Annotated in this window: 10 protein-coding genes and 1 other RNA gene; 9 read left to right on the top strand and 2 right to left on the bottom strand. The window is 65.2% G+C overall.

Annotated elements, in window-relative coordinates:
* Window positions 1-30: 30 nt before the first annotated feature.
* Window positions 31-1,395, bottom strand: a complete 1,365-nt coding sequence (locus J7396_RS15135; RefSeq protein WP_014089368.1) for a glutamate--cysteine ligase — start codon at window positions 1,393-1,395, stop codon at window positions 31-33.
* 390 nt (window positions 1,396-1,785) lie between these two features.
* Window positions 1,786-2,409: a ribosome biogenesis GTP-binding protein YihA/YsxC gene (yihA, locus tag J7396_RS15130; protein WP_209261680.1), complete on the bottom strand. Its 624-nt coding sequence runs from the start codon at window positions 2,407-2,409 to the stop codon at window positions 1,786-1,788.
* A 143-nt stretch (window positions 2,410-2,552) separates the two neighbouring features.
* On the opposite strand from yihA, the gene J7396_RS15125 reads away from it, so the two are divergent.
* From J7396_RS15125 to J7396_RS15085, 9 genes are all read left to right on the top strand, one after another.
* Complete coding sequence (locus J7396_RS15125; RefSeq protein WP_014089367.1) at window positions 2,553-3,350, top strand: c-type cytochrome; 798 nt, start codon at window positions 2,553-2,555, stop codon at window positions 3,348-3,350.
* 93 nt (window positions 3,351-3,443) lie between these two features.
* On the top strand, window positions 3,444-4,094 hold the full coding sequence (locus J7396_RS15120) for a thiol:disulfide interchange protein DsbA/DsbL (RefSeq protein ID WP_008576757.1): 651 nt from the start codon (window positions 3,444-3,446) through the stop codon (window positions 4,092-4,094).
* 91 nt (window positions 4,095-4,185) lie between these two features.
* Window positions 4,186-5,001 carry a thiol:disulfide interchange protein DsbA/DsbL gene (locus J7396_RS15115; protein ID WP_008576756.1) on the top strand — a complete coding sequence of 272 codons (816 nt, stop codon included), beginning with the start codon at window positions 4,186-4,188 and terminating at the stop codon, window positions 4,999-5,001.
* Window positions 5,002-5,050: 49 nt separating this feature from the next.
* A complete protein-coding gene (locus J7396_RS15110) occupies window positions 5,051-5,788 on the top strand; it encodes an endonuclease/exonuclease/phosphatase family protein (protein WP_010377815.1) in 738 nt (245 codons plus the stop codon).
* A 62-nt stretch (window positions 5,789-5,850) separates the two neighbouring features.
* Window positions 5,851-5,926: non-coding RNA, sX9 sRNA (locus tag J7396_RS15105), on the top strand.
* Window positions 5,927-6,069: 143 nt separating this feature from the next.
* Window positions 6,070-8,049: a choline BCCT transporter BetT gene (betT, locus tag J7396_RS15100; protein ID WP_008576754.1), complete on the top strand. Its 1,980-nt coding sequence runs from the start codon at window positions 6,070-6,072 to the stop codon at window positions 8,047-8,049.
* A 40-nt stretch (window positions 8,050-8,089) separates the two neighbouring features.
* Complete coding sequence (gene betB, locus J7396_RS15095) at window positions 8,090-9,562, top strand: betaine-aldehyde dehydrogenase (protein WP_029818649.1); 1,473 nt, start codon at window positions 8,090-8,092, stop codon at window positions 9,560-9,562.
* Window positions 9,563-9,688: 126 nt separating this feature from the next.
* Window positions 9,689-11,359 carry a choline dehydrogenase gene (betA, locus tag J7396_RS15090; RefSeq protein WP_209261679.1) on the top strand — a complete coding sequence of 557 codons (1,671 nt, stop codon included), beginning with the start codon at window positions 9,689-9,691 and terminating at the stop codon, window positions 11,357-11,359.
* A 157-nt stretch (window positions 11,360-11,516) separates the two neighbouring features.
* Window positions 11,517-12,749, top strand: coding sequence for a multifunctional CCA addition/repair protein (locus J7396_RS15085; protein ID WP_209261678.1), 1,233 nt, complete (start codon window positions 11,517-11,519; stop codon window positions 12,747-12,749).
* Window positions 12,750-12,941: the final 192 nt, after the last annotated feature.

Genomic DNA, 12,941 nt, shown 5'->3' with positions numbered 1-12,941 from the left:
AGTACGCGCTGGCGACCGGCCAACCCACGCTCAGTAGGCGAACTCGCGGAAAACGCGGTCGATATCGCCCTTCCATGCGCCGTGATACAGCGCCAGCTTGCGTTCGGCGGCGGTGACGCCGCTTTCGGCGATCTCGGCGATCACATCCAGAAAGCCGGTTTCGTCCTGCCCGTCGCGATTCAGGCGTGCGCGGCGACGCAGGCCCTCGCGTGCGATGTTGACCGCCTCCACTGCCAGATCGCGCGCGGTGCCGTTGCGGAACGGCAGGCCCAACGCGTACCTGGGCACGCCGTCGCGCAGCGCATGCCGCTCGGTCGGACTGAAATCCTTGACCAGGTCCCAGGCCGCATCCAGCGCGGTCTGGTCGTACAGCAGGCCGACCCAGAACGCCGACAGCGCGCACAACCGATCCCACGGGCCGGCATCGGCACCGCGCATTTCCAGATACTTCTTCAAACGCACTTCCGGAAACGCGGTGGTCATGTGGTCGGACCAATCGCGCAGCGTCGGCAACGCACCCGGCAACGCCGGCAGCTTGCCCTGCATGAAAGCGCGGAAGCTCTGCCCGCTGGCGTCGTGATACACACCGTCGCGGTAGGAAAAATACATCGGCACATCGAGCAGGTAATCGACGTAGCGGTCGTAGCCGAAGCCGTCTTCGAACACGAAATCCAGCATGCCGGTGCGGTCGGCGTCGGTGTCGGTCCAGATGTGCGAGCGGTAGCTCAGGTAGCCGTTCGGCTTGCCTTCGGTGAACGGCGAATCGGCAAACAACGCGGTGGCGATCGGCTGCAATGCCAGCGACACACGGAACTTCTTCACCATGTCCGCTTCGGTGGCGTAATCCAGGTTGACCTGCACCGTGCAGGTGCGCGTCATCATGTCCAGGCCGAGCGAGCCGACCTTGGGCATGTAGTTCTTCATGATCTGGTAGCGGCCCTTGGGCATCCACGGCATCTGGTCGCGACGCCATTTGGGCTGGAAGCCCATGCCCAGAAAGCCCAGCTGCAACTCGCCGGCGACCTGCGCCACTTCGTCCAGATGGGTGCCGGTTTCCACGCACGTATGGTGCAGGGTTTCCACTGCCGCGCCGGAGAGCTCCAGTTGCCCGGCCGGCTCCAGCGTGACCGATGCACCATCGCGCAGCAGCGCGATGGTGCGGCCGTTTTCCTGCACCGGCTCCCAGCCGAAACGGGTCAGCCCGGTCAGCAAGGCCTCGATGCCGCGTGCCCCTTCGAAGGTGGGCGCACGCAGGTCATCCAACTGAAAGCCGAACTTCTCGTGCTCGGTGCCGATCCGCCAGTCCGCACTCGGCTTCTCGCCGGAGGCCAGCACCTGGACCAGCTCCGCGCGTTCGGTGATCGGCGTTTCGGCAACGTGGCTGGGACTCGACAAGGGCAGGCTCGCAAACGAAAGGGGTGGGACGATGTGGGGGTCCTCCCCTGCCACCGCAAGGCCCGCACTATACCCGCCCGACGCGAAAGGATTGGCGACACCGGCGGGGCATGACATTTCCACCGATGCATGCCCGCCATCGATCGCGGCGATGGCGTGATCTGGATCAAATGACCGGGCTGCGCGTTCTGCAGCGCCGGCATCGTCCGACACAGCGCGGTCATCACCGCAAGCGTTGCCATGCGCGCCCTACGCGATGCTCAGGCCGCGCATCGCTCCGCAGGCGACCCACCGATCACTGCCGCTGGAAACGCAAACGGCAGACCGAAGTCTGCCGTCGTGACGAGGCGCTGGGCATCCACCCACGCCCGACACTCGTGTTGCACGGCATCATTCGGCCGCAGCGGTTTCCACATCCAGTCCCAGCCAAGCACCGACAATTGCGCGCAATTCGTCCACACCCTGGCGCGATTCGCCCGAGTAGGTCTGCACCGTCACGCTGTCGCCAAAGCGCGAGGTCACTTCCTTCTTGACCTTCTGCAGGGTCTGCATCTGCTGGCCACGGCCGAGCTTGTCGGCCTTGGTCAGCAAACCATGCGCGGGCAGGCCGCGTTCGGCGGCATAGCCGAGCATCTGCAGGTCGTAGTCCTTCAGCGGGTGGCGGATATCCATCACCACCACCAGCCCGCGCAGCGCCTCGCGGGTGCGGAAATAGCGGTCGATGAAGGCCTGCCAGTGCGCCTGCAGGTCCTGCGGCACCTTGGCGTAGCCGTAACCGGGCAGATCCACCAGGTAGCGCTCGGGCTGGATCTGGAAGAACACCAGCTGCTGGGTGCGGCCGGGGGTCTTGGACACGCGCGCCAGCGCGTTCTGGCGGGTCAGCGCATTGAGCGCGCTGGATTTTCCGGCGTTGGAGCGGCCGGCAAAGGCCACCTCGTAGCCGCCATCGTCGGGCAATTGCCGGGCGTTGTGGGCGGACAGGTGGTAGCGGGCTTGTTCGATAAGAAGCGACATCCGCCTAGGATCGCACGTTCGGGCCCGGCAGTTTTGCTGCACTGTTCGTTGACCCTGGCGCAAAGGCGTGTCGATAATCGAAGCACGCCTGCCACTGCCAGTACCCAACGCGCGCGGGCAGGGTCCATACGGAGCTTTAGCTGATGCGCCATGCTCGTGTGCTAGTCCTCGCCGCACTCGCCGTACCGGTCATTGCGGCCGTGGCGTTTGCGCAATCGGCAGTCACGCCGATCCCCGATCCGCCGCCGGTACGCGTTGCGCCGCTGGAGGTGGACCTGGCCAAGACCACCTGGGGAGATGCCAAGGCCGGCCAGACCAAGGCTGCTGCCTGCGCAGCCTGCCATGGACCGGACGGCAATCCGGCAGTGGCGATGTACCCGCGCATTGCCGGGCAAACCGAGCGCTACGTGGCGCATCAGGTGGCGTTGATTGCCAGCGGCGAACGTAATACCGGGATGTCGGCGGTGATGGTGCCCTTCGTCAAGGACCTCACCGCGCAGGACATGCGCGACCTGGGCGCCTACTTCGCCACCCAGAAGGCCTCCGCCGGTGTCGCCGACGACGCGGCGATCGCCGAGGGCCCCTACCAGGGCATGAAGTTCTACGAGGTCGGCGAGAAGCTCTACCGCGGCGGCGACATCGCCCGCGGCGTGCCGGCCTGCATGGCCTGCCATGGGCCATCGGGCGGCGGCAATCCGGGCCCGGCCTATCCGCGCCTGGGCGGACAGCATGCCGAGTACGTGGCGCGGCGCCTGAAGGAATACCAGGCCGGCACCACCCAGGAGCGCAATCCGGCGCTGTTCAATATCATGGCGCAGGTGGCGCATCCGCTGACCGAGCAGGAGATCCAGGCGCTGGCCAGCTATCTGCAAGGCCTGCATGATCGTGCCGACGACGCGGCAGCGGCGCAGCCACCTGCAGGAACGCCTGCACGTTCGTGAGCTGATCCCTGCCGTCGCCACGCCGCTTCACGACGCCGGTCCCGCGACCGGCGTCGTCGTTTACCGCTCTCCCCTCGCCCCCACGGAGCCCGCATGAAATTGCTTTCCCGTCTGCCCCTGCTGTTGATGTTCCTGTTGCCGCTGGTGGCCTGCGCCGCCGACAAGAAGGCCGCGCCGGTCGAAGGCGAGGACTACACCCTGATCGACGGCGGCCAGCCGTACGCCCCGCTGGCCGGCAAGGTCGAAGTGACCGAAGTCTTCGGCTACACCTGCCCGCATTGCGCACATTTCGAACCAGTGCTGGAAGCCTGGGTGGCCAAGCAGCCGGCATACGTACGCTTCACCCCGGTACCGGCCGCCTTCGGTGGCTTCTGGGACGCGTTTGCGCGCGCCTATTTCGCTGCCGACATCCTGGGCGTGGCCAAGCGCAGCCATCGCGCCATGTTCGACGCCATCCATGAAAAGCAGACCGTGCCCACCCAGAACGTGGCGCCCGAAGAACTGGCCGCGTTCTATGCCGGTTACGGAATCCCGCAGCAGCGCTTCATCGAGACCTACAAGAGCGAGGCGGTGGAGGCCAAGCTCAAGGCCGCGCGCGAGTTCGCGCTGCGCAGCAAGATTCCCGGCACGCCGGCCATCATCGTCAACGGCCGCTACCTGATCGGCGCACGCAATTACCCGGACATGTTGCGCATTGCCGACTACCTGATCGCCCGCGAGCACGCCGCGCCGGCCAAGCGCTGAACCGCATAACCGCCAGCGACGGCCGCGCGTGGCATCATGCGCCCCGCGGCCGTCCGGCCCTTTTCTCGCCCCACGCTGGAGATCCAATCCGATGAAGACACGCTTCGCCCTGACGCTGATGGCGCTGTTGCCGATCCTGGTCGCCTGCAAGGCGCAGGACGGTTCGTCCGACACCGCACCTGCCGCCACCACCCCAGCTGCCGAAACGGCGCCCGCGCCTGCTGCCGCTACCCCGGCCGCAGACCCGGCCGCTCCGCCTGCAGTCGGCGAAAGCGCCACCACTCAACCGCCCGCCGCGCCCAGCGCTGCCCCGCGTGCACCGAATGGCCCCGAGCCGGTCGCCGGCACCGATTATCTGGACATCGACGCTGGCCAGCCCTACCAACAGGCCGCCGGCAAGATCGAAGTGGCCGAAGTCTTCGGCTATGTCTGCCCTGCCTGCAACGCGTTCCAGCCGCTGATCGGGCCGTGGAAGGCCGGTTTGCCGTCGGACGTGCATTTTGTCTATGTGCCGGCCATGTTCGGTGGCACCTGGGATGACTACGGCCGCGCCTTCTATGCCGCCGAAACCCTGGGCGTGCAGGAAAAGACCCACGAGGCCTTGTACAAGGCCATCCACGTCGACCAGACCCTCAAGGGCGAGCGCGGCAAGGATTCGGTGCAGGACATCGCCGCGTTCTATGCCAAGTACGGCGTGGACCAGAAGACCTTCATCGACACCATGAGCAGCTTCGGCGTCTCGGCCAAGACCAACCGCGCCAAGCAGTTCGCCACCCGCAGCAAGATCACCGGCACTCCGTCGCTGATCATCAACGGCAAGTACCTGGTCAAGGGCCAGAGCTTCCCGGACATGCTGCGCATTGCCGATCACCTGATCGCGCGCGAACGCGCCACGCTGGCCAAGTGAGTCGCGCGAACGCAACGTCGTGAACGCTTCGGACTCGCGCACCCTGCGGGTGCTGACCGCCAATATCCAGGCCGGTTCCAGCACCCGCCGTTACAGCGACTATGTGACGCGTAGCTGGTCGCACGCGTTGCCGCTGGGCAGCAAGCGCACCAGCCTGGACAGCATCGCCAAGCTGGTCGGCGAACGCGACATCGTCGGCCTGCAGGAGGCAGACCCCGGCAGCCTGCGCTCGGGTTTCACCAACCAGACCCACTATCTGGCCGAGCGCGCCGGTTTCGATTACTGGAGCCACCAACCCAACCGCCGCATGGGCGGGGTGGCCTCCAGCGCCAACGGTTTGTTGAGCAAGCTGGAACCGGTGGAAGTGCAGGACCACGCCCTGCCCGGCCGCATCGGCGGGCGCGGCATCCTGCTGGCGAAATTCGGTGAGGGCCGCGATGGCCTGGCCGTGGCGGTGGCGCATCTGTCGCTGGGCGCCAATTCGCGTATGGCGCAGTTGGCCTTCATCGCCGAACTGTTGTCCGACCATCCCAACGCGATGTTGATGGGCGATTTCAATTGCATGGCCGATCGCCCGGAGATGCAGTCGCTCTATCGCCATACCCGTCTGCAACCGCCCAGTTGCGAGGTGCACACCTTTCCCAGCTGGCGTCCGGACCGGGCGATCGACCACATCCTGGTCAGCGACAGCCTGGTGATCGAACATACCGAAGCCATTCCGGCCGCGTTTTCAGATCACCTGGCGGTGGGCATGGATATCCGCGTGCCAAGGCAATTGCTGCGTTAAGAGCAGCCAACACAACGACTGCGCAGCCGCCAGGCGGGCGCGGCCGGTGCTCGGAATCGGCGCTTACCGCTCGTACACTCCGGTTTTGAGCGCGCCGCCCACGCCCACCTAACGACTGCTCGCTACGTTGTGTTGGCCGCTTCAAGCAACCGGAAAAGTGACAACGGGTTCGCATTGGCGAACTCGACCGCTGACGCCCCCTCGACACCGCCTGTGCGATAACGCAGGCGGTTTTTCGCTGGGAGCACAACACGTGATACGCAGCGTATGAGTGCGTTGCCATGAGTGCGACAGCGCCGCACACCTTGCCGGTACGCACCCTGCGCCCGGTGTTCGTGCTGGCTGCCACGGTCGTGTGCACGTTTGCCTTGCTGGTGTCGTTGTTTCCGCTGGAATCGGGGCGTGTGCTGCTGGATGCGCAGACCTGGGCGTCGCGCAATGTCGGCTGGTATTACCTGCTGGCGATGACGCTGTATCTGGTGTTCGTGCTGGCCACGGCCCTGTCCAGCTACGGCAACATCAAGCTCGGCGCCGATCACGACGAGCCGGAATTCAGTTATCTCTCCTGGGCCGGCATGCTGTTCGCCGCCGGCATCAGCATCACGCTGTTCTTCTTCTGCGTCTCCGAGCCACTCACGCATTATCTGCAACCGCCCCAGGGCGGTACCGGCAGTGGCGAGGCGTCCGCGCGACAGGCGATGCAGGTGCTGTTCCTGCATTGGGGCCTGCACGGTTGGGGCGTGTTCGCACTGGCCGCCATGGCGCTGGCGTATTTTGCCTTCCGCCATAACCTGCCGCTGGCGTTGCGCTCGGCGTTGTACCCGCTGATCGGCAAACGCATCAACGGGCCGATCGGCTATACCGTGGATGCGTTAGGCATCGTGGCCACCGTGTTCGGCCTGGGCGCGGACATGGGCTTTGGCGTGCTGCATCTCAACGCCGGCCTGAGCACCTTGATGGACGTGCCGCATACGCACTGGGTGCAGGTGGCGCTGATCGTGGCGATGATGGGCGCGGCCATCGTGGTGGCGGTGTCCGGCGTCGAAAAGGGCGTGCGCTGGATGTCGGACATCAACATGCTGCTGGCCATTGCGCTGCTGTTGTTCATGCTGTTCGCCGGACCGACGCAGTACCTGCTCAATGCGCTGATGCAAAACCTGGGCGACTACCTGGGCAGCGTGGTCAACAAGAGTTTCGACGTGTATGCCTACGGTGGCCGCGCCGATTGGCTGGGCAACTGGACGGTGTTCTATTGGGCCTGGTGGATCGGCTGGGCGCCGTTCGTCGGGCTGTTCATCGCGCGCATCTCGCGCGGCCGCACCATTCGCGAATTCGTGTTGGGGGTATTGCTGATCCCGCTCGGGTTCACCCTGGCGTGGCTGTCGATCTTCGGCAACAGCGCGCTGGATCAGCTGCTGCATCACGGCCAGGCAGCATGGGCGCAGCAGGCCATCGATGCACCGCAGACGGTGTTGTATTCCCTGCTGCAGAGTTATCCCTGGAGCCACACGGTGATCACGGTCACGGTGGCGATCAGTTTCGTGTTCTTCGTGACCTCCGCCGATTCCGGCACGGTGGTGTTGTCCACGCTCTCCTCCCACGGCGGCGAACCGCACGACGATGGCCCGCGCTGGCTGCGCGTGTTCTGGGGCGTGCTCACTGCCGTGGTCACGGCAGGCTTGTTGCTGGCCGGCAGCATGGACGCACTGAAATCGGCGGTGGTGCTGGCGTCGCTGCCATTCTCTGCAGTGCTGCTGCTGATGGCCTGGGGCCTGTCACGCGCCCTCAGCGAAGAATCGCAGCGCAAACGCGCGCAGCTTTACAGCCCCAGCCCCTTGATCGGGCAATCGCGTCATCACGGCGGCTGGCGCCAGCGGTTGGGCCAGGCGATGCACTTCCCGGCGCGCGATGAGGTGTATCGCTTCATGCACGACCAGGTGCGCCCGGCCATCGAAGCGGTCACCGCACAGCTGCAGGAGGAAGGCTGGAAGGTCAGCAGCCGCATCGACGACGGCGACATGGAAATCAGCGTCGATCATGGCGAACAGCAGGGTTTCCGCTATCAAATCGTGATGCGCGGCTATCTGACCCCGTCGTTTGCCGCGCAGCGCTTCCGCAACCAGCGCTACTACCGCGCCGAGGTCTACCTGTACGAAGGCAGCCAGGACTACGACCTGGTGGGCTACAGCCGCGAACAGATCATCAACGACATCATCGATCAATACGAACGTCACCTGCAGTTTCTGCACCTCACCCGCTGAAGGTGCGTCGCTGCGGCGACCGTCCCACAGGAGGTTTGTCATGCCACGTTTTTCCGACCAGTTGCTGTATATCGGCGGCCGTTATGTTCCCGCTCGCGGCGGCCACACGTTCGAAGTGGTCAACCCCGCCACCGGTGAAGTGCTGGCCAACGTGCACAATGCCGGTGCCGACGATCTGGATGCCGCGGTCGATAGCGCGCAGGCAGGCCAGCGACAATGGGCGGCCCTGACGACGGTGGAGCGCTCGCGCATTTTGCTGCGTGCGGTGGCGTTGCTGCGCGAGCGCAACGATGCGCTGGCGGAATTGGAAACGCTCAACACCGGCAAGCCGGTGAGCGAGACCCGCAGCGTGGATGTGGTCACCGGAGCCGACGTGCTGGAGTATTACGCTGGCGTTGCGCAGGCGCTGCAGGGTGCGCAAGTGCCCTTGCGCGAAGGCAGCTTTTTCTACACGCGCCACGAACCGCTGGGCGTTGTGGGTGCGATCGGCGCGTGGAATTACCCCATCCAGATCGCGCTGTGGAAAGCCGCGCCCGCCCTGGCCGCCGGTAACGCGATGATCTTCAAACCCAGCGAAGTTACCCCGCTCACCGCGTTGAAACTGGCCGAAATCTTTACCGAGGCCGGCCTGCCCGATGGCGTGTTCAACGTGTTGCCCGGCGATGGCGCCAGCGTGGGCACGGCGCTCACCGAACATCCGCAGATCGAAAAGATCAGCTTCACCGGCGGCACCGCCACCGGCCGCAAGGTGATGGCCAGCGCATCGAGTTCGTCGCTGAAGGAGGTGACCATGGAGCTGGGCGGCAAGTCGCCGCTGATCGTCTGCGCCGATGCCGACCTGGACCTGGCGGCCGACATCGCCATGATGGCCAACTTCTACAGCTCCGGGCAGGTGTGCACCAACGGTACCCGCGTGTTCGTGCCGCGCGCCTTGCGTCATGCATTCGAAGCGCGCCTGCTGGCCCGCGTGCAACGGATCCATATCGGCGATCCGCTCGATGAGCGCACCACCTTCGGTCCGCTGGTCAGCGCCGCGCATATGCAGCGCGTGCTGGAGCATATCGAACAGGGCAAGGCCGAAGGCGCACGTCTGCTGTGCGGCGGCGAGCGCCTGCAAGACGGCGCACTGGCGCAGGGCTATTACGTGGCGCCGACCATCTTCAGCGATTGCACCGATGTAATGACCATCGTGCGCGAGGAAATCTTCGGGCCGGTTCTGAGCCTGCTCACCTACGACGACGAAGACGAAGCGGTGACGCGCGCCAACGCCACCACGTATGGGCTGGCTGCAGGCGTGGTCACGCCGGATCTGGCGCGTGCACATCGGCTGATCCATCGCCTGGAAGCGGGCATTTGCTGGGTCAACACCTGGGGCGAGTCGCCGGCACCGATGCCGGTGGGCGGCTACAAGCAGTCGGGCGTGGGGCGCGAAAACGGCCTGGCGACCTTGCAGGCCTACACGCGCACCAAATCCGTCCAGATCGAACTGGAACGTTACGCGTCGGTGTTCTGAGGGCAGAGAGCCAGCGCACGCAAGCGCGGTAGCAATAACGCGCCGCTATCGCTCCCCGGGAGCACGCTTGGGTCTGTGCCATATGCCTTGATCGCCACCGCACCGTTACCGCATCAGGAGAACACCATGCAACGCGAATACGACTACATCATCATCGGCGCCGGCTCGGCAGGCAACGTGCTGGCGGCACGCCTGACCGAAGATCCCGGCGTGACCGTGCTGCTGCTCGAAGCGGGCGGGCCGGATTACCGCATGGATTTCCGCACGCAGATGCCGGCAGCACTGGCTTTTCCGTTGCAGGGACGTCGCTACAACTGGGCCTATGAAACCGAGCCGGAACCCTATATGGACAACCGGCGCATGGAATGCGGTCGCGGCAAGGGCCTGGGCGGTTCGTCGCTGATCAACGGCATGTGCTACATCCGCGGCAATGCACTGGACTTCGATCATTGGGCCAAGCGCCCCGGCCTGGAGGACTGGAGCTACCGCGATGTCCTGCCGTACTTCCGCAAGGCAGAGACGCGCGACATCGGCGCCAACGACTATCACGGCGGCGACGGTCCAGTGAGCGTGGCAACGCCGAAGAACGACAACAACGTGTTGTTCCATGCCATGGTCGAGGCAGGCGTACAGGCAGGCTACCCGCGTACCGACGATCTCAATGGCTACCAGCAGGAAGGCTTCGGACCGATGGACCGCACGGTGACGCCACGCGGGCGCCGCGCCAGCACCGCGCGCGGTTACCTGGACATGGCCAAGCCGCGCGATGGCCTGCATATCGTCACCCATGCCACCACCGACCGCATTTTGTTTGCAGGCAAGCGTGCCATCGGCGTGCATTACCTGGTGGGCAACAGCAGCGAAGGAATCGATGCGCATGCACGCCGCGAAGTGCTGGTGTGCGCGGGTGCGATCGCCTCGCCGCAGCTGCTGCAACGCTCCGGCGTAGGCGCACCCGATCTGCTGCGCGCACTGGATGTGCAACTGGTGCACGACCTGCCCGGCGTCGGCCAGAACCTGCAGGACCACCTGGAGGTGTATATCCAGTACGCATGCACCAAGCCGGTGTCCTTGTATCCGGCATTGCAGTGGTGGAACCAGCCTGCGATCGGCGCGGAATGGTTATTCGCCGGTACCGGCACCGGCGCCAGCAATCAGTTCGAAGCCGGCGGCTTCATCCGCACGCGCGAGGAATTCGACTGGCCCAACATCCAGTACCACTTCCTTCCGGTGGCCATCAATTACAACGGCAGCAATGCCGTCAAGGAGCACGGCTTCCAAGCGCACGTCGGCTCGATGCGCACACCCAGCCGCGGGCGTGTGCACGCCAAATCGCGCGACCCGCGCCAGCATCCTTCGATCCTGTTCAACTACCAATCCACCGACCAGGACTGGCAGGAATTCCGCGACGCGATCCGCATCACCCGCGAGATCATCGCGCAACCGGCGCTAGACCCCTACCGCGGCCGCGAGATCAGCCCCAGTGCGGACTGCAAGACCGATGCGGAGCTGGACGCATTCGTCCGCTCTCGCGCTGAAACCGCCTATCACCCCTCCTGCTCCTGCGCGATGGGCACCGACGACATGGCGGTGGTGGACGGCCAGGGCCGCGTGCACGGCATGGAGGGCCTGCGCGTGATCGATGCCTCGATCATGCCGCGCATCATCACCGGCAACCTCAACGCCACCACCATCATGATTGCCGAGAAAATCGCCGACCGCATGCGCGGTCGCCCCCCATTGCCGCGCAGCACCGCCGATTACTACATCGCTGGCGATGCACCTGTGCGCGGGTGACCTTTTCTCCGGGTCGAGCGTGCGGTGCCCTAACCCTTTTTGCATGTACCGTGAACCCTTCCATGAGCGCATTGGCGGCGTCCTCGCCGCCAGTGGTCCCGCAAGCAGCCGGGAGAGCGCACAGACAGGCGCATGATTGCTCGGGCATCATGCGCTGATGAAGATCTATCTCGTTGGCGGCGCAGTCCGCGATGCATTGCTTGAGCAGCCGGCTGGCGACCGCGACTGGGTGGTGGTTGGCGCCGATCAGGCGCAGATGGAAGCGCAGGGGTTCAAGCCGGTCGGCAAGGATTTCCCGGTGTTCCTGCACCCACGCAGTGGCGAGGAATACGCACTGGCGCGTACCGAGCGCAAATCCGGCCGCGGATATCGCGGCTTCGTGGTGGACGCCGACCCATCGGTGACCCTGGAAGAAGACCTGCTACGCCGCGACTTCACCATCAACGCGATCGCGCGCGATGAGGAGACGGGTGAATTGTTCGACCCGTACAACGGTGCGCGTGATCTGCAGGCGCGCGTCTTGCGGCATGTCGGTCCGGCGTTTGTCGAAGATCCCGTGCGCGTGTTGCGTGCCGCGCGCTTCATGGCGCGGCTGGCACCGCTGGGCTTCACTGTCGCTGCTGAAACTGCGGCATTGATGCGGGAGATGGCCGCCAGCGGCGAACTCGATAGCCTGGTGCCGGAACGCGTGTGGCAGGAGCTGCGGCGCGCATTGAGCTGCGCGCAGCCCTCGGCGTTCCTGCGCACGCTGCACGATGCCGATGCGCTGCGGGTCATCCTGCCGGAAGTCGATGCGCTGTACGGCGTGCCGCAGCGCGCCGAATTCCATCCGGAGGTCGACACGGGCATTCACCAGGAAATGGTCAGCGATATGGCGGCACGTCTCGCGCCCGGCGATGCGCTGGTGGGCTTTGCCGCACTGACCCACGATCTGGGTAAGGCACTCACACCACCTGAGGAATGGCCGCGCCACGTCATGCACGAACAACGCGGCGTGGCGCCATTGCAGGCGCTGTGCGAGCGGCTCAAGGTGCCGCAGGACTTTCGGCAACTTGCCATCGTCGCCAGCCGCGAACACTTGAACGTGCATCGCCTGGCCGAACTGCGCGACCGCACCCTGCACGAGCTGCTGGTGCGCTGCGATGCGTTTCGCCGGCCGGAGCGTATTGCGCAGCTGGCACTGGTCTGCGAAGCCGACAAGCGTGGCCGTCTGGGCAGTGAAGAAGCCGCGTACCCGCAGGGCGAAGCACTCAAACGGCTACATGCCGCCGCGCTGGCGATCAATGCGCGAAATCTGGCGGCTGAAGGTCTGCAAGGGCCGCAGATCGGCGAGGCACTGACAAAGGCGCGCATTGCCGCGATTGCGGCAGCGCGACGGATCGGTGCATAGCTGCATGTCGCGCACCTGTGTCCAGGTGCGACGCGATGTGGGGACGCGAGCAAGGACGGAATTGCAGCACCCCATGGACCGAAACCTGCCCATTCGAAGTCAGTGATGTATTGGAGATCTGATTTACGCCGTTAAGAGCAGCTAACAAAACTACTGCGCAGCCGCAAGGCGGGCGCGGCCGGTGCTCGGAAT

Source organism: Xanthomonas sp. A1809, assembly GCF_017746015.1.
Taxonomy (GTDB): Bacteria; Pseudomonadota; Gammaproteobacteria; order Xanthomonadales; family Xanthomonadaceae; genus Xanthomonas; species Xanthomonas euvesicatoria.
This window is presented reverse-complemented; position numbering and strand designations above follow the sequence as displayed.

What these genes read in the sequence shown, in the direction of transcription:
- yihA (WP_209261680.1), bottom strand. Translation starts at nt 2,409, where the DNA reads ATGTCGCTTCTTATCGAACAAGCCCGCTACCACCTGTCCGCCCACAAC.
- J7396_RS15125 (WP_014089367.1), top strand. Translation starts at nt 2,553, where the DNA reads ATGCGCCATGCTCGTGTGCTAGTCCTCGCCGCACTCGCCGTACCGGTC.
- J7396_RS15120 (WP_008576757.1), top strand. Translation starts at nt 3,444, where the DNA reads ATGAAATTGCTTTCCCGTCTGCCCCTGCTGTTGATGTTCCTGTTGCCG.
- J7396_RS15115 (WP_008576756.1), top strand. Translation starts at nt 4,186, where the DNA reads ATGAAGACACGCTTCGCCCTGACGCTGATGGCGCTGTTGCCGATCCTG.
- betT (WP_008576754.1), top strand. Translation starts at nt 6,070, where the DNA reads ATGAGTGCGACAGCGCCGCACACCTTGCCGGTACGCACCCTGCGCCCG.
- betB (WP_029818649.1), top strand. Translation starts at nt 8,090, where the DNA reads ATGCCACGTTTTTCCGACCAGTTGCTGTATATCGGCGGCCGTTATGTT.
- betA (WP_209261679.1), top strand. Translation starts at nt 9,689, where the DNA reads ATGCAACGCGAATACGACTACATCATCATCGGCGCCGGCTCGGCAGGC.
- J7396_RS15085 (WP_209261678.1), top strand. Translation starts at nt 11,517, where the DNA reads ATGAAGATCTATCTCGTTGGCGGCGCAGTCCGCGATGCATTGCTTGAG.